The organism is Mucilaginibacter sp. (genome assembly GCF_964263795.1).
Taxonomy (GTDB): domain Bacteria; phylum Bacteroidota; class Bacteroidia; order Sphingobacteriales; family Sphingobacteriaceae; genus Mucilaginibacter.
Window position 1 is genome coordinate 34,974 of the sequence record NZ_CAXVWK010000104.1, and the last position, 18,159, is coordinate 53,132.

13 protein-coding genes and 1 pseudogene are annotated in these 18,159 nt (G+C 38.1%); 6 read left to right on the forward strand and 8 right to left on the reverse strand.

The window, feature by feature from the left end:
- Positions 1-9: 9 nt before the first annotated feature.
- Entirely contained in the window at positions 10-1,047 is a 1,038-nt protein-coding gene (locus ACE5CV_RS16975) for an acyltransferase family protein (RefSeq protein WP_374951385.1), read from the reverse strand.
- 226 nt (positions 1,048-1,273) lie between these two features.
- On the opposite strand from ACE5CV_RS16975, the gene ACE5CV_RS16980 reads away from it, so the two are divergent.
- Genes ACE5CV_RS16980 through ACE5CV_RS16990 form a run of 3 tightly spaced genes read left to right on the forward strand, consistent with a single transcriptional unit; the run spans position 1,274 to position 4,465 of the window.
- On the forward strand, positions 1,274-2,656 hold the full coding sequence (locus tag ACE5CV_RS16980) for an O-antigen ligase family protein (RefSeq protein ID WP_374951386.1): 1,383 nt from the start codon (positions 1,274-1,276) through the stop codon (positions 2,654-2,656).
- A complete protein-coding gene (locus ACE5CV_RS16985) occupies positions 2,653-3,351 on the forward strand; it encodes an acyltransferase (RefSeq protein ID WP_374951387.1) in 699 nt (232 codons plus the stop codon). The genes ACE5CV_RS16980 and ACE5CV_RS16985 overlap by 4 nt, the downstream gene beginning before the upstream one ends.
- Positions 3,344-4,465, forward strand: coding sequence for a glycosyltransferase family 4 protein (locus tag ACE5CV_RS16990; protein ID WP_374951398.1), 1,122 nt, complete (start codon positions 3,344-3,346; stop codon positions 4,463-4,465). Before ACE5CV_RS16985 ends, ACE5CV_RS16990 begins: the two co-directional genes overlap by 8 nt.
- Here the strand turns inward: ACE5CV_RS16990 and ACE5CV_RS16995 are convergent.
- The gene (locus ACE5CV_RS16995; RefSeq protein WP_374951388.1) at positions 4,462-5,565 is read right to left on the reverse strand and encodes a glycosyltransferase; all 1,104 of its coding nucleotides are present in this window, start codon (positions 5,563-5,565) and stop codon (positions 4,462-4,464) included. The genes ACE5CV_RS16990 and ACE5CV_RS16995 overlap by 4 nt on opposite strands.
- Before the next feature lie 13 nt (positions 5,566-5,578).
- Entirely contained in the window at positions 5,579-6,520 is a 942-nt protein-coding gene (locus ACE5CV_RS17000) for an SDR family oxidoreductase (RefSeq protein WP_374951389.1), read from the reverse strand.
- 413 nt (positions 6,521-6,933) lie between these two features.
- On the opposite strand from ACE5CV_RS17000, the gene ACE5CV_RS17005 reads away from it, so the two are divergent.
- The 3 genes from ACE5CV_RS17005 to ACE5CV_RS17015 all read left to right on the forward strand — a co-directional run bounded on the left by ACE5CV_RS17005 (position 6,934) and on the right by ACE5CV_RS17015 (position 11,539).
- Positions 6,934-8,007 carry a glycosyltransferase family 4 protein gene (locus tag ACE5CV_RS17005; RefSeq protein ID WP_374951390.1) on the forward strand — a complete coding sequence of 358 codons (1,074 nt, stop codon included), beginning with the start codon at positions 6,934-6,936 and terminating at the stop codon, positions 8,005-8,007.
- A gap of 207 nt (positions 8,008-8,214) precedes the next feature.
- Positions 8,215-10,479 (forward strand): SLBB domain-containing protein, encoded by a 2,265-nt coding sequence (locus tag ACE5CV_RS17010; protein ID WP_374951391.1) that lies wholly within the window; start codon positions 8,215-8,217, stop codon positions 10,477-10,479.
- A gap of 1 nt (position 10,480) precedes the next feature.
- A complete protein-coding gene (locus ACE5CV_RS17015) occupies positions 10,481-11,539 on the forward strand; it encodes a hypothetical protein (protein ID WP_374951392.1) in 1,059 nt (352 codons plus the stop codon).
- Position 11,540: 1 nt separating this feature from the next.
- Here the strand turns inward: ACE5CV_RS17015 and ACE5CV_RS17020 are convergent, their stop codons facing one another.
- The 5 genes and pseudogenes from ACE5CV_RS17020 to ACE5CV_RS17040 form a co-directional block, all read right to left on the reverse strand.
- Positions 11,541-13,235, reverse strand: a complete 1,695-nt coding sequence (locus ACE5CV_RS17020) for a capsule assembly Wzi family protein (RefSeq protein WP_374951393.1) — start codon at positions 13,233-13,235, stop codon at positions 11,541-11,543.
- 11 nt (positions 13,236-13,246) lie between these two features.
- A complete protein-coding gene (locus ACE5CV_RS17025) occupies positions 13,247-14,941 on the reverse strand; it encodes a capsule assembly Wzi family protein (protein WP_374951394.1) in 1,695 nt (564 codons plus the stop codon).
- On the reverse strand, positions 14,938-15,579 hold the full coding sequence (locus ACE5CV_RS17030; RefSeq protein WP_374951395.1) for a hypothetical protein: 642 nt from the start codon (positions 15,577-15,579) through the stop codon (positions 14,938-14,940). The genes ACE5CV_RS17025 and ACE5CV_RS17030 overlap by 4 nt, the downstream gene beginning before the upstream one ends.
- Complete coding sequence (locus tag ACE5CV_RS17035; RefSeq protein WP_374951396.1) at positions 15,580-17,517, reverse strand: polysaccharide biosynthesis protein; 1,938 nt, start codon at positions 17,515-17,517, stop codon at positions 15,580-15,582.
- A gap of 45 nt (positions 17,518-17,562) precedes the next feature.
- Positions 17,563-18,159: pseudogene (locus tag ACE5CV_RS17040) on the reverse strand (UDP-GlcNAc--UDP-phosphate GlcNAc-1-phosphate transferase); the annotation flags it as partial.

Here is an 18,159-nt window from a genome sequence, read left to right on the forward strand (position 1 = left end):
ATACCGCAATTACCAAACTGTATTATTTGATTTGCGCTTGTTCAATTGTTTAATCAAAGGTTTCTCAATGTATTTGTAAAATAATAAACTTATTCCTATCGTCATCGCAAAAATGATTGTAGAAATTATCAGAACATTAAGTCTGTTTTGCGTTTGCAACAGATGTGCTTTAAGAAAAAAACGCAGCATAAAAGTTATCAGGGCAGCATGGATTAGGTAAAGCGAATATGATGCATCGCCAATTGCAACAAATAGCTTCGGAACATGACGTTTAAAGTAAAGCAAGCCACAGATCAAAATAGCACTCGGTATACCAAACAAATAAACCCTGCTCATATCTGAGGTATAAGCCGGATCGCGGGCATCTTTGCTTACCGCAAAATAATAGGTAAGACAAGTAACGAGGAGCAAAACAAAACCAAAACATGCTACCCATCCCCAGTGCTTTAAGGTTTGATGCTTTTTAAATAGATAAGCAATGATACAACCAAAACCAAAGTTTAAAATAACCGGATTAGTTAATGCGTTAACCGCAAAAATGGATGATTTAATTTGAAGGATGTAAAACGCTATTATTAATACGCACCACGCCAAAAAAGTGTAAAAGAACCATTTGATATTACACGAGGCAGTTAACGCAAATACAATATAAAAAAGGATTTCATATGTTAAAGTCCACGCTACGCCGAGCACATAAAGCTTGCTTGGATATAAAGTGAAAGATGCTGCTATAGTACAAGCGGTGTTTAGTTCGGCCTGATTTGATGCCGGATACTTGACATGAATTAATATCAGTCCAATTATCACAATCCAATAAATAGGCACTACCCTTATAAAGCGTTTCTTTAAAAAACCGCCAGCATGAACCGTTTTAGAAGTGTAAGTATAAAAAATTATGAAACCGCTGAGCACAAAAAATATGTCGACGCCCATAAATCCGACAGTAAAAATATTAGCCAAATATGTATAACCCGTTTCCTGGCGTATTAATGTTGTACCATGATAAAGCATGACAAGAACAGCTGCTAATGCCCTTAACGCCTGCAACGAATTGATTTTGTTAGCGCGGTATGTAATTTTACTTTCAGTATTGCAGGGTTGCATTTAAATAGCGGTACTTATTGCGGGAGGCAATATTAATAATTATGTGCCATTATCTGCATTTAAAAATTAGCTGTAAATAAACTGTTTACCTAATTAACTCTTTAAAACATGATTGTTCAGGTTAAAAAACTTAATTTGGCACTCAAAATTTCAACCTTTCCCGGCCCATATGTTTATTTTTCCTTTGATCTTTATTGTAGCCTTTTTTGTAGCCATGAAAGAGGTTTTAAAAGGAAACCGTGCGGGCATACTTATATTCTTAATTTTTGGCCTATCAATTTATACAACCGCTATGTCGGTTACTTTTATGCTCGGGTTAAAAACCCTTATCCCCTTTTTTCAATTTTTTAAAGAGATACTGGTATCAAGCGTTCTAACCCTAAACTTTATCAATCTTAAACGCTGGCCCAAATTTCACTTGATTGACTATCTTATTTTAGCTTTTTTAGGTTACACCGTACTTTATACAATTTTACCCATTGGCGAACAAAACTTTCTTGGTCGACTACTAGCGTTAAAAAGCATGTCGTTTTATATCGCGGTTTATTTTGCAGGCCGGTTGTTCGATCCGAAAGACGTTTATATAAATAAATACTTTAGTTATGTGGCACTGCTTACAGTTGCTGCAGGGGCAGTGCTATGCGTTGAGTTAGCAGTAGGTGTTCAAATGCAAACTTACACGGGCTTTACCGATTACATCTTTTATTTTTTCAATATGGAATCGGGTGGTTCATTTGGTTTGGTTACAACATTTGAATCAGACGGCGGGTACCGCCGTTTTGCCAGCTTTTTCTCGAACCCGCTTGAATACGCCGCAGCAACTTTAATTGCTCTATCAATAATTTTAAGTTTATATACCACCGATAACAATAAACTTAAAATAAACAATTTTGGGATGATGGCACTGGCCGCGTCATTCCTTGCTATTATATTTGCCCTCTCCCGTGCGCCACTGGCAAGTTATTTTATTGTGATATATATCTATACGTTGATCACTAAAAGAAAAACGATTATTAAAATCATTCATGCAGGGTTTGTTGTTGCAGTTGTTTATGTTATTTACTTATTTATAAAGTTTGAAAATTCAAGCGACGGTTTGGTGGCGGTTCTGCTAAGCACTATCGATTTTAGCAACCCTTCCAGTGTAGGGCACCTGCAGCAATGGTTAGAAGGTATTTTGGCGATGATTGCGCATCCGCTTGGCTTAGGGTTGGGCGCATCCGGCCGGGTTGCCGGCGCTGCAGGAGAAAACGTTGGCGGCGAAAATCAATTTATCATTATTGGAGTACAAGCGGGCATCATTGCATTGCTTTTATATTTGATAACATTTGTTAATTTTATAAGAGTAGGTATCCGTTGGCTTCCCAAATTGGAAGGCAAAGAAAGAAAGGTTTGCATGGCTGTGTTATTAATAAAAGTTGGGCTAATAATCCCGTTATTAACCTCAGAGGTAGAGTCGTCATCTTACATATCTTTTATGAACTGGTTTTTTTCTGGTTTACTGATCAGTTTAATTATGCAACCTAAAACACCCACCGTAACCGCCGCATGATAATTGAAAAACTCATACGTAAACTAAAAGGTGACCCTAATTACAAGTGGGAAAGTATCTACACTGAACGAGACCTACTAAGCGTTACCAAGGTACGGTTTGCACAAGTTATTAGAGGGTTATGGCTGCGTGTTTTTTTCAAAAAATGCAGTGGTTTGTTATTTATTGGCAGTAATGTAAAAGTGCGGCATGGATACTTGTTAACGGCCGGCAAAAATTTAATATTAGAGGACAACGTAAGTATCAATGCCTTGTCGGTTAACGGCATCAAACTTGGCGACCAGGTGTCAATAGCGCGCGATTCAATATTGTTTTGCACAGGCATTATCTCACAAAAAGGTAATGGAATATTCATTGGCGATCGGACAGGTATAAGTGCCCGCGCGTATTTTGCAGGTCAGGGTGGCATTACGATAGGCACAGATGTAATTATGGGCCCCAACGTACAGATCTTTTCAGAAAACCATAATTACGCTGATTTATGTACAATTATAAAAGATCAGGGGGTTGCCAAACAGCCGGTCGTCATCGGCAATAATTGTTGGATCGGTGGCGGAGCAACCATTTTATCAGGCGTTGAGATTGGCAATGGATGCGTAGTGGCTGCCGGCAGTGTTGTAACCAAGTCGATGCCTGCAAATTCAATTATAGCAGGTGTACCAGCAAAAGTAATAAAGAGCCGTGCTGATGCCTAAAACAATCACTGTAGGCGTAGATATTCGCGACTTGCACACGGCTAAAACCGGCACCAAAACCTATTTGCAAGAACTTTGCAAAGAATTTAGAAAGCTGGAGGTACCCGGCGTTAAGTTTAAATTTATTGACAGTACAATTCCCGTGTACAACGGCAAAAACAAGATACTGAACCTGATTGGCCATTTCCGTTATTTAGTTTGGAAACAACTTATACTACCAGTTAAGGCATTGTTAGGAGGCTGCGATGTTGTTTTTTGTACGGATACTGTTGTGCCCCTTATGAAACTTGGTTTCAAAACGATCCCTGTTTTTCATGACGCTTTCTTTTTCGAAACACCTGAAAATTATGGAAAGGTTTGGCTGTGGCTTTACTTAACAACAGCTCTGCCGGCCGCTATGAGATCACCATTTGTTGTTACCCCGTCAGCTTATGCTAAAAAACAGATCAATCAGCATACAAATATTCCACTTAATAAACTTGTGGTGATAGCCGAAGGGCCTAAGGAGATTAACACTATTACTGAAAGTTCAGAAATACTCAATCAATTTAATTTGATGTCTGGCAAATATCTTCTCCACGTCGGTTCTATGTTCAAAAGGAAAAATCTACCCGCGTTAATTCGTGCTTTTAGTAAGATAAAAGCCGACGGCAAATTTGATTTAAAGTTAGTTTTGGCAGGCTCCCTTTCTCCTGCCAGCGTTGAAAGCGATCACACAGAAATCGTTAACGCTATTGACAGATATAAATTGTCAGATGACGTAATTCTTACAGGATATTTACCTGACAGAGCTGTAAGCCAACTATATCAAAGCGCGCTTGTTTATGTATTTCCTTCCATAAATGAGGGATTTGGCATTCCTGTGTTAGAGGCGTTCCAATACAATTTACCGGTAATTGCAGCCGATAACACCAGTCTACCGGAAGTTGGCGGCAATGCGATAATCACCTTCGATCCGTTTGACACGGACGACATTTACCTGAAAATAAAAACTGTATTGAATGATCCGGAGCTACGAAGCAGATTAATAGCAAAAGGCAATGAGAGATTAAACCTGTTCTCCTGGAAAAAAGCGGCGCTTGAACTAGTAGAACTTTTCAGGAAAGCGGTTTAGCTATTAGCAAAAACCTCTATATGCTGATCAGCTACCTTTTCCCAGTTGAAGACGCTTAATGCACGATGTTGAGCTTTTGCTGCAAGCGAAAGCATTTGTGAATAATTCGATTCACAGTAATTGATCTCGTAGGTTAATGAATCGATATTCCCTTTCCTAAATTTCCGGGCGGTATCTAACACAGCGTATGTATTCTCTTCAATATCACTAACAATGAGTGGTACGTTCAAACCCATTACGGTAAGTACTACCGGCGATAATCCCTCGACATCTGAAGGTTGTATGTAACAATAGGCATTGCGCATCAAAATATTTGCATCCTCACCATATACATATCCAGGGAAAATGACCTGATCGCTTGCCATATCCAACAACTGTTTTTCATAGGGGGATGGATTAGGAGAGCCGCCGATCATCACCAATTTTCTCTTAGAATTTGAATTTTTAAAAGCAGGGATAAGGTAATGCAGACCTTTGTCGGGTATAAAGCGACCGACAAATAAGTAATAGCCGCCGTTTTCGAGATTAAGTTTGTTTAATATCTCAATACCGCCGGCGTCAGGCTCAACCTCACTGCCAAAGGGGATAAACTTGAACATCTTGTTAAACTTATCTTCGAAAAGCTTCTTGGCGATTACGTTGTCAAAGATTACCTCGTTAGGGACGTGTGCCGTGATAAAGGATGAAAATTTTAAGTAAAGTTTACCGTACCACGGCCATTTATCGCGCTTCCAGTCAACGCCATCCTGGCTAATGAAAACCTTTTTTCCAAATAATCTAAGAGGAAGCGCCCAAATACTGTTACCACCATTTTGGATGTGGACAATATCGGCGGTGTTATTAAAAATAATATCAAATGTGCACCTTAAAGAATGCCATAGGGTGTCAAATCCTTTACGACTAGTGGTCTTGATGGTTTTAACCTTTACGCCTCTGTATTCGCTTATATCAACAAATACATCAGGGTAGCGCCTGTTATACGCTGTAACATTATGGCCGCGTTTTACCAGGCGCGGTAATAATTCAATCGCAAACTTATCGGCGCCAGCGGCACCTTTAGCCGGAGGAATTGAACGGAAGCCAAAAGCAGCAATGCGCATTAACGAAGATAAATTATATTACAGATGATTCCTCTTTAATATTTTGGAACTTACCTTCCAGAAAATCAGTGTAATAGTCTTCAACATATTCATTAAGCGCAACTTTCCAGTCACGCATAATATTCATGCTTCTCAGCTCTAACTTCCTATTGATAAGGCGTTCAGATGGAGGCCTGGGAGCAAAATAAGTATCTTTAAAGTAGGTTGATGTTACTTCATGAACTGTGACATGATTGTTTAGGTTTAAGATCTTAACAAGTTCTTCCGCAACTTCATAACGGCTTGTTTCGCCATTACAAACCATATTATACAGTCCCCAATATTCTTTCTCCAATAAAAGCTTTACATTTTTGGCAAAGTCGACCGTAAATGTCGGCGTACCGTCTTTATCGTTAACAATATGCAGTTCACGTTTACCGCTCACTAATTGCTTAATAATTTTATTAATAAATTTTTTATCCTTTTCAGGGCCGCCGCCCATCATCCAACCTGCGCGACAAATAACAAACCGCTTTGCATTTTCTCTAACATAACGCTCGCCCATATATTTAGACCTTGCGTAATGGCCAAGGGGATTAGGCTCATCCCAGTCATCATAAAAATCTTTTTTGCCGTCAAAAATACCGGCGGTACTAATATACAATAACGGAATATCTAATTTGTTGGCAATGTAAACAGCGTTTTCTACAGCTGTTGTATTAGTAAGATATGTGTCATCCACGTGTTGTTCGCAATACTCTAAATCCGTATAAGCGCCTAAATGAAATAGATAATCCGGTTTAAAAGTCTCTACTTCTTTTTTATATTTCTCAAAATCTCGAAAATCTAAAAAACTAAGCCACTTTTCATTAACGTCTTTATCAGTACATTTTAACTCGTAGTCATCTTTAAATATTCGATAAAACGCTTCGCCAAGCATTCCTCCAGCACCAGCAATGTAGATTTTTTTCTTCATATAAAACGTTAAAGCTATATAGCAAACCTGGTAGATGTACTAAATTGCTGTTAGACATGTTTCAACACATCTCGCATCAAAAATAGCTTTTTTTGCCTTACTACCATCATCTTTTTTTAATCCTGCTACAACTCCCCGTCGCACGCTTTCTACTTAATAAAGTATTTAATTATTGTTAAACATCTATCGTGCATTTAAATATAGTACGCATTTATTAATGTAATGGAAGTTGGCTGTTATCATTATTACAAACATCGGGTGCAATTGTTTTTTAGTGAATTTAAAAAAATCAGTGGATAGGCAATACGTTTGAAAGATTTTTACATGTTTACTTTAATGCTTCGAGCCTATGCTAATAAAATATTAACTTAGCCCGTTTTCTATCTCGTTGAGGTATCAACAATTTCAAACAAATGAATGTAGCATTTATAGTCCGGCCTAATCTATATACTATTGCAGGGGGCGACACAGTACAAATTGACCAAACGGCAAATCAGTTAAAGGAATTAGGTGTTAAGGTGGATATTCTGCTGTCAAACACGACGATAAAATATGAGCAATATAATATACTTAACTTTTTCCATATTACCCGCCCGGCGGCCATCTTGCTTCATAGTAAATTAGCCAATATGCCTTTTGTAATATCTACCATTCATTGCCCATACGGAGATTATGACAAATACAACCCATCCATAGCAAGCACATTATTTTCATGGCTATCTGAAGATGCAAAAGACTATTTAAGGATAGTATCGCGCTGGCTGAGATTAAAAGAAGGAATTCCATTTAAATATTTATGGAACGGCCAGCGGAAAAGCATTATTGAAGTTTTAAAAAGCACTAATGCGATTTTGCCTAACTCACAATCAGAATTTGACCGAATTATAGCGAGGTATACAATAGCTAAAGGGGCTGTGGTAACCAATGGAATTAATCCAGAGAAATTCCCGTTCGATGCCACCGTGGCTAAAGACAATAAATTAGTAATAAGCGTTGGGCGGATAGAAAAACGAAAAAATCAACTCAACCTGATCAAAGCGCTTAATGGTTCCGATTATAAATTGATACTTATAGGGGCACCATCGCCAAATCAATTATCCTATTATAATAAATGTAAAGCGATAGCGGGGCCAAACGTCACGTTTCTTCATCGTATCCCGCATCAAGATTTGGTGAACTATTATCAGTTGGCTAAAGTACATGTGCTGGCAAGTTGGTTTGAAACCACAGGTCTTAGTACTTTAGAAGCAGCACTAATGCGTTGTAACATTGTGATAACTGATAAGGGGGATACTAAAGATTATTTTGGTAACTACGCTTTTTACTGCAAACCAGAAAGCCCGGAAAGCATAAGAGCTGCGATCGAAAAGGCCTTGACCGCTAAATTTGACAATGCACTTGCAGAAAAAATAGAAACTCAACATACCTGGCGCAGAGCAGCAGAACAAACATTGGCCGCTTACAATGTAGCCTTGAAAATTAAATAAGTTTAATCCTGCAACACCAAACCAACATTATCAGGTTTTGTGCAGTGTCCAATACCCCTTTAACCAAATAGCCTTACACTCATTTAATATTTTATATTTGTAAGCTTAGTTTATATCATTTATTACATGCGTCTTAAGTACCTAATAACACTCTTGCTCCTTATATTATTCATTAATGTTGATAAGATTTTTGCTCAAAACATTTCGATGAGTAACATTCAAAATATTAAGGTTAGTCAATTATCTGACGAGCAAATAACTCAGGTTTGGAAACGATTGCAAGACTCTGGCATACCGGAACAGGAAGCTTATAAGTTAATGGCCCAAAGAGGCTTACCAGAGGGTGAGGTACAAGCATTTAAAGATCGCGTCAAAATTTTAGGTCTCAATAAAACATCGGCATCTAAAACTACTTCTAAATCGGAGAAAGAAAATATAGACTTTTCAAGAAAGGTTGACGATAGCGTTAGTGTGCCTAAACCCAAATTAGCTGCTAACCCTGTTAACGCTGGCCCCGCCCCTTTGGCAATTTATGGTACAGATTTTTTTAATCAGTCGGCAATAAAATTTGAACCCAACTTCTCAGTTGCCACACCCAAAGGTTATGTTTTAGGCCCCGGCGACGAGGTGATTGTTCTACTTACAGGTTTAAATGAAACAAGCGTACGATCTAAAATTACACCCGAAGGAAACTTGCAAGTGCCTTATGCGGGAATTGTTTATGTAAATGGGTTTACCATTGAACAGGCAACTACCCTAATTAGAAATAAAATGACGCGTATTTATCCTGGTTTGGCGTCGGGGCAAACACAGTTAACTATTAATTTAGGTAACACACGCAGTATTAAGATAACCATTGTAGGTGAGGTGAAAACTCCCGGTTCATATACCCTATCATCTTTATCAACGTTATTCAACATTTTGTATAATTCTGGCGGGCCAAATGCCAATGGGTCTTTAAGGAATATTGAATTAATCAGAAATAACAAGATTTTTAAAATTGTGGATTTCTACAGCTTTTTGCAACAAGGACTATTGAACGGAAATATAAGGTTAGAAGATCAGGATGTAATACGCATACCTGTTTATAAAAAACGTGTTAGCATCGCCGGCGAAGTTAAACGCCCTGCAATTTATGAGTTGAAAGATAATGAGCAGTTAGATGACCTGATAAAATATGCCGGGGGTTATACGGATATTGCATACAAAGGTATTGCCAAAATTGACCAGATAAATACATTGGAACGCGAGGTAAAAGATGTGCCTTCAAATCTGTTTGAAAACTATATACCCCGTAATGGTGATGCAGTTACAATTGGTGCAATAACAAATCGATACACTAACAGAATTACCCTTCAAGGATCGGTTTTCCGCCCGGGTACTTACGAGTTATCATCGGGTTTCACATTGGCAGAGTTGCTAAAAAAAGCCCAAGGATTAAAACCCGAGGCATACATGGAACGTGGGTATATCAAACGTACACTTCCAAATCTGGAGCGTGAGTCGATTTCTTTTAAACCTTCAGATATTGTTAGTGGCCGTAATGATATCCCTTTACTAAGAGAAGATTCGGTTGTAATTTTAGATCGGGATGTTTTCACTCCTAATCAAAAAGTAACTATAAGCGGCTACGTTCGCAACCCGGTAGCTGTTACTTATCGCAAAGGTTTAAAGTTAGCTGATTTGATAGCTATGGCAGGCGGCTTCGACGATGAGGCAGCTGATCACCATGTTGAAGTATCCAGGATAATAAAAAATGAAAGCGACAGCGTAGCTAACCAATTGGTAAATACGTTTACGGTTGATATGGATAAAACATTGGCAAATGCGCCAGATGTTGAACTACAGCCAATGGATTATATATATGTACCGCGTTTGGTAAATTACAGATCGTTAGGTAACGTTGCGGTTAAAGGCGAGGTTTTGTTTCCCGGTGATTACGCGGTTCAAAAACGTGATGAAAACGCATTGGATTTTTTAACGCGTGCGGGAGGCTTAACCCCTTACGGCTCGTTGCAAAATGCACAGGTTTATAGGAAAGGTGTACGGGTTAACCTTGATCTGTCAACTAAAAACAACAATCAAAAAGTTGGCTCAAATATGATTTTACTCCCCGGCGATAGTATTTATGTTCCACGCGTAATATCGTACGTTGAGGTTGCCGGGGCAGTTAACAACCCGCAGTACATAACGTACAATGGCAGCAGTTTTAAATATTACATTAATTCTGCCGCCGGTACTACCGAAAATGCAAGACTAAAAGGCGCTTATATAAAATATCCTGACGGTTTAAACAGGCCGGTACGCCACTTTTTGTTTTTTAGAGTGTACCCGACAGTTAAGCCCGGCAGCAAGATCATTGTTCCTGAAAAAACACCCGATAGCAGGTTTAAAATTGGTTTCGCCGACATTGCGCCCATTGCCACGGCTTTAACAGCTTTAGTAAGTTTATTTGCAATCCTATACAAATAGCATGAACCAGGAGAATACGCAATATCCATACGAACCTGAATTTTCTTTCAAAAAGTTAATGAATGATCGACTTAACGATCTTTTCTACATCCTAAGTTTTAAAAAGACTTTATCCCTCTTATTAATTGTTGGAGCACTAGGTGGTGCTTTAACAGCGTTTTTATGGACACCAACTTATACCGCCCGTTTAACTTTTGTAGTGGATGACGCCAAATCGTCTGGTTCTGCCAGCGGCTTATCAGCATTGGCGGGACAGTTTGGTTTCAATTTAGATGGTATAGGCGGTGGTAGCGGAGTATTAGCTGGTGATAATGTTCAAGAATTAATCAAAAGTCAAAAGTTAATTAAGAAAACACTGCTAACACCTTACGACAGCATCCAAACGCTAGCAGATAAATACGCCGCGGTTTACAAGCTAAACAAAAAATGGCTAAAATATAGTCCCGATGGTAAGATAACCCGGTTCCCGCCGGACGGCAACCACAATACGAGACTCCAGGACAGTCTTTTACATGAAATGACTTCACTTATACTAGCTGGCGAATTTGGCATCGGTAAAACCGATAAAAAGCTTGGTTTTTTTGAAGTGAACACCACTATGAAGGATGAAAAGCTGGCTCAACTTTTTTGTACGCGCATGATAAAGCAATCGACAGATTTTTTTATCACCACTAAAACTAAAAGATTAAGAAACAACGTGGAGCGTTTGCAGCACCGTGCCGACAGTATTGGCCAAATACTTAATAAGAAAACCTATTCAGTATCAGCAGCAAATCAAAGCATATTGGATTTAAACCCTGCTTACACATCAGCAAACGCAAATGTAGAGATTCGTGAACGCGACAAGATCGTGTTAAGTACGATATATACCGAAACAGTAAAAAATTTGGAGGCTAGTAAAACTTCACTTGCCCAAGAAACCCCTACAGTACAAATTGTGGACGAACCAGAATTCCCTTTGCAAAAAAACAGGTTAAAATATTCAATCGCCATTTTGGCCGGCTTGATAATTTCTGTAGTGTTGTTTAGTTCTTACGCATTGATTACCAGAAATCGGTAAATTAGAAACGATAGGTTACGCCAAGCTCTCCATGGAAATTAAATACATCATTATTAGGAATGTAATACTTTGAAGGGTCGTAGTTTTTTAATGTCCATTCATAATTATAAGACTTAATACCTTGCAAATTTGCATTAAATATTAAATTTTTGAAATTCCACTCTCCCTGCAACGCAATTGCTATATCCACCCACTTACGGCTGTTGCCGTTTATATCAGAAAACGCCGTTCTGTAAAAATCAACGTCATGCTCATAACGTTCGAAACCAATTCCTAACTTTTTAAAGCCTGATACCCAACTAAGGTCAATTGATTGTAAGTTACCACCAGATCCTGTACCGGCACCAAGAACTTGCCCAAGATTTGTGTGCCCTTGATTTACACCGTTATGTATATACCAACCACCCGCCTCTCTAACTAGCCTGTCTGGCGATTGTGAAAGTTGAGTCATCTCTGCTGAAAGTAATATACGTTGGTCTATAGCCTCGCCAAATGGCATCATCTTCCTGATGCCCAGTATATAAGCTCTTGAGTGATCGGGAGAGCCAATAAAATCTCTGAAATTATAGGAATTATCATTTAAGCCATATTCAAAATAAATCTCCGCCTGAGCTTTGGTAAATAACCATCTCGCATATAAAGAAGTATACTGATCACGCGGAAATGGATCACCATTAGCAATAGTTTGCTTTTGATACGGTACAAAAAACGGAATATATCCGCCGATTCCACTTATGTCTGAATGATAAGCATTAAATGTCCTGGTCAAACCTAACGTTAATCCGCTAATCCATTTGGGATGATAGTTTAAATTGAATCCTGCAAAATAACGCCATTCATTTCTTTTCGGAAAAAGCAAATCCGTGCCGGTAGAAAGTGTAGATGACGAAAGTAAACTATAGTTAGAGTTTTCTAATTTGCCCGCTATAATTTGTCCCTCAAATTTACCAATGTAAATATTAATCGGCCTTGTGGTATTGATGGTAATATGCTTAAATCCCGGTGCATTGTTACTCAGGATGAGAGAATTTCGAATGCCTGGACCCCACCAAATATTTTCGTTAGAAAGACCGATAGACGCCGCTCCAAAATTTAGCCTGATACTGCTTTGGCCCAAAAAGGCTTTCGAGTAAGCACCTGTTCCGAAACGTTCTGGTTGGTCTATATAATTATAATAGCCATAATAAGATGTCAAATCCAAATCGTTAATATGACCAGATAAATATCCTTTAAAGCTGGGGTTTGCAGCATAAACAAACTCAGGCTTCAATTGAATAGTAAGCGGCCCGTATTTAAAAAAAAACCCCCCGTTTATCAACGTTTGATATCCTTTAGCCGGGATCATTGCGCCATCATTCCACCCAAATGGATGATCTGAATTAAATTGCTGCTGCCAGCTTAAAGGTAAGATCTGTACTATTCCTTTCCCTTTGGCAAAAGTCAACGCGGAATTTTGTGTCCAGCTATTATTCCTTAATATGCTATCTGGGTCAAATATATCTTGGGTTTTAATGGCCGAATTTGAAAATAAAGGCCGGATAGTAAATGATAAACTGGAATCAACTTTGCCTAATAATTGCTGCCTGCGGTAATAATCGTCAAAGGCACCGCCTACCGGTACAGATTGGGCTTTTAATTTGGTGCTCAGGCTTGCAAGCGTATAAATTAATATTGTTAACAAGAATGTTTTCTTCATCTATGCACCTGTTAAAAGCGGTACGTAGCGCCGGCCTGAATTTGCACGTTTAAAGCATTGATGCCATTCCCAAAATAAATGCCGCTTTGTACGGGATCCAAATACCATTGGTAATTTAAAGACTTAATACCTTGTAATTTTGCATTAAAAATCAAATTTTTATAATTCCATTCTCCGTTTAATCCAACGCTCAAGTCAACCCAATGCCTTCTAAAATCAGATGAATCATAGTAAGCGTAATAGTAAAAATCATTATTATGTACGTAACGCTCAACCTGAATACCAAGCTTCTTAAGTCCTTTCATCCAACTTACAGTTAACGATTGTAAATTGCCACCCGGCCCAATACCGGCACCAAGCACTTCGCCATTATTGGTGTATCCCTGCATTATATTTTTGCTAACATACCACTCATACCCAGCCTTAATATTATCTATTGAGTTTTCCTGAAGCTGCGTTACTTCAATTCCTATCAAAAGATTCTCATTTTTTGACTTGTTGAAAGGTAAAATCTTTCTTAAACCAAATATATAAGCCCTTGATTTATCCGGCGTTAATATATCCTGCGTAGCATCATTAGTATTGTTGCTGTGCCCATACTCAAAATATACCTCTGCATGTTCCTGCGGCCAAAGCCAACGCATAAATACTGCATTTCGCTGGTCTTGCTTGTTAATAGCGTTATTAGGCGCATAATTTTTTTTTACAGGCGAAAAAAATGGGAGGTAATCGCGAATTCCTGATAAATTTTTACCGTAGGTTTGCGAGGTTTGATCGAAACCTAAAAATAAACCTGGTACCCATTTAGGTTGCCATGTTAATACTAACCCGGCAAGGTAACGCCAGTCGTTGGGTTTGGGTATATATAAATTCGTACCAAAATAGCTATGATCTGGTGTTAACGGCGCAAAATTCGAGTTTTCCAGTCTACCCGCTATAAGCTGGCCCTCAAATGACCCTATCGGTGTTTCTATTGGCTTTAAACTATTGAGGGTAAGATGAGCAAACCCCGGCGCGGTATTACTCATCAATAATGAGCTGCGAATGCCCGGTCCCCACCAAAGATTTTCTGTAGATAGGCCAAATGATAATGCTTTATAGTTTAGTCTGATACTACTTTGTCCCCAATATAACTTGGTGTAATTATCTGTACCAAATCTAGCCGGAAGATCGATATTATTATAAATATCATAGTACCGTGCAAAAATAACGTCATAATGCCCGTTGTTTAAAGTTTCGAAGTCTGAATTTGCAGCAGTAATTAATTCGGGTTTAAATTGCACGCTTAACGGCCCGTATTCAAGATAAACACCTGCACTCGTAAGCGTTTGCAAGCCTTTCGATGGTATCATGGCACCGTCATTCCATCCATACGGGTGGTGGGAGTTAAACTGAGTTTGAAAGCTCATTGGCATCAAACGCCATTTAAACTTTCCATTTTTCGAACTGCCTTCAGCATCCATGTTTAGCAAATTGTAACGCTTTTCCGTATTGTCGGGATAAAATGGCAAAACTGCATTCTTTAACAAGGCCGGAAACACGGGCCTAACCGTAAATGATACATTGGTATCCGCGGTACTTAGCAGTTGTGCATTTCTATAATAATCTTCTAATGCTACCGTACCTACGGGTAAACTCTGTGAATAACCCTTGTACTGTATCAATTGCATAACCATGCATATAACAGCAACTTTTATGATCCTCATAATGTTATTGCTTTTACACTAATATTATCAACTGACCAACTTTCATCGCACTTTTGATCGGGGGTATTAGACTGCACCAACTTATCTATGCACTGAAGTATAAGCTTACTTGATGAGTGTCTTACAATCTTTTCAATTTTGTAGAGTGTTGTGCCGTTAGGATCTGCCGACCATTGGCACAGGCCTGGTAAATCTGTTCGATACGATCCAACTTTCGGATTACTATTGCTGTTTGGATAATCTAAAGGGTAAGATTGTGGTGCGCAAAACACATTAGCACCACATGGGGAATTAGAAAACGATGCATTAACATAAGGATTTCCATCAACCAGCATTTGCCATATATCCGGGCCGTCCGGAGTTGTTTTATTTCCGTCCCAACTATCATGAAGGTAGAGATCAAAAGAAATTTTAACCAGATCGTGTTTAGGTAAATTATTAACGGTTAATGCAAAATCTTCATTATTATAATTACCCAACACATTTGAGCCATTAAACTTCATAATCCTGCCATGGTCTATATTTGATAGGTCAGCAGATTCAAAATCATTATTATAAACCTGAACTTCATCTTTTACAGATTTTGAACATGATATCAAAAAAAAAAATGATACAATTAATAAAATATTTTTCATCATTTATAGTGTATTTAATGCCAAGTCTATTTCTTCAAAAACAGAATTTTTGCTTTTGAATTCATGTACAATTTGTTTCATTCCCTTAACCACTTGTAAATCATCATTATTTTTTGCGTGTGTTATCAAGCCGTAAATCTGCGCTTCTACATCGTTAAATAAATACTCCCGCACCTTGCCAATCATTATCATTTCGTGATGGGTAGGCATCGTGTTTTCTTGATTATTTAAAAGCTCTTCGAATAGTTTCTCACCAGGCCTTAACCCCGAATATTCTATTTTTATATCCTGGTTTGGAATAAGTCCGGCAAGCCTGATCATTCTTTTTGCCAGATCAATAATTTTTACAGACTTACCCATGTCGAAGATAAAAATCTCTCCGCCGTTGCCCATGCAGCCTGCTTCAAGTACTAAGCGGCAAGCTTCAGGTATGGTCATGAAAAATCGGGTAATTTCGGGATGGGTAACAGTTATTGGCCCACCCTTTTCTATCTGTTGCTTAAATCGCGGAATAACCGAGCCGTTTGAACCCAATACGTTACCAAATCGTGTCGTAATGAATTTCGTTATCGGTGTAGATTTATTAATTTCACTTAAGCCGTTACTAAACTTGTAATCCTTGGTACTAATTGACTTATTTAACGACTGCACATAAATTTCGGCAATGCGTTTAGATGCACCCATCACATTAGTTGGGTTCACAGCCTTATCTGTAGATATCATTACAAATTTTAGCACACCATGTTTAACTGCCAGGTCGGCAATTGTTTTAGTACCTAACACGTTAGTTTTAACACATTCTGCGGCATTATCTTCCATTAATGGTACATGCTTATAAGCTGCAGCATGATATACATAATGCGGCTTATACGTGTCAAATAAGTTTTGCATCCTGTTTTCGTCCTTTACATCACCAATATAGGCGTGAAAATTGAGATTGGTGTGGCTTTCTTCTATCTCTAAATAAAGGTGGTGTAACGCCGTCTCAGACTGATCGCACATAATGATAAGGCCAACATCAAATTTCATCAACTGCCTAACAATTTCACTTCCTATCGATCCAGCTGCGCCTGTTATCAATATCCGTTTACCCTTCAGCTCATTTTGGATGCTGGAAATGTCGATTTCGATAGACTTTCTATTCAACAAATCTTCAATATTTATCTTTTGAATTTGGGTAGGTTGTAATTTACCGCTTGTCCAGGCATCATGCGGAGGAATATTCAACACCTTGATATCATTTTCCAAACACATATCAACCACTTTGTTCTTGTGTTCAAGGGGTATGGTATATGATGCAAAAATCACCTCATCTAATTCATGTTGTTTAACAAGGTGAGGTAATTCCATTGCATTTAATATTTTTATACCATCAATCGTTTTACCCACTTTACGCAAATCGTCATCAACAAATGCAATGATTGTCTTATTTACTCGGTTGTCGTGATCAAAAGTTCGTTTAGTAGCTACCCCAGCTTCGCCGGCACCATATATGACTACCCTTTTTTTATCTAAGCGTAAATTTTTAATGTATAAAAAAAAGTATTTCACCAATATCCGGTAAGTTACCATTAACAAAAAGCAAGATAGACCATTGATCATTAGCAAACTGTTTGAGATAAGCGGATGGCCGCTGAAAGCTATGATTATAAAGTTAGCTATCACAAATGCAGAATTTGCAATGAGTATAGCAAACAGGATTCTAAAAGAATCTTGAGCGCTGGTGTACCGTATGATACCAGTATAAGTTTTTACAACAAAAAAAACTAAAACATTTAAAGCCGATATGATTAAAATATTTTGACTAAACTCAACATAGTTGAGTGACGAAAAGTCGAAATTATACTTAATAAAATAAGCAAGTGTTAACGATACACAACTAATGATAATATCGAGGGTGAAGATTATCCAGCGCGGAACGATGTTAAATTGGTTGAACAAGGCGACGTTTTTTGTTATTAACAAATGTAACAACTAAATAGCAACTTAAAAATCCGATATATCAACTTTAGCGCGTAATAACCTTTCGCTGCCTTCTGTATACCATCTTAAAGCTAAGAATAATACAGTAGAGATAACGATTATAGCAATTATTGATGACGCTCCGTAAGGCGAAAAGAAAATAATTATACCGTTAATAAATAGCTGAGCTGCCATGTAGATTAACGCTACAGCAATATGTGGCATCTTTTTTTCATTCGCCAAAAATTGGTAATAATGAGTACGGTGCGCTTCAGAAATTCGTTCTTTCCTTATCAATCTTAAGATGATGGTAGTCGCTGTATCTAAACCATAAACCAATAAAAGTAAGATATATGAAAGGTTTTGAGTTTTTATTACAAGTAACAAAATAAAAAACACTAATATGAAAGCGAGGCTAACGCTACCTACATCTCCTGCAAAGCAACGGGCCTTTGGTCTGAAATTAAAGAAATTAAAAACTAAAACTGATATGATTGCTACGACAATAAAGTAATTATCGGCAAATAGAACAACCTTGTTATTGATATATAATAGTGTTACTAACGCTATAAGGCCATAACCACCTGTAATGCCGTTAATTCCGTCCATAAAATTAATGGC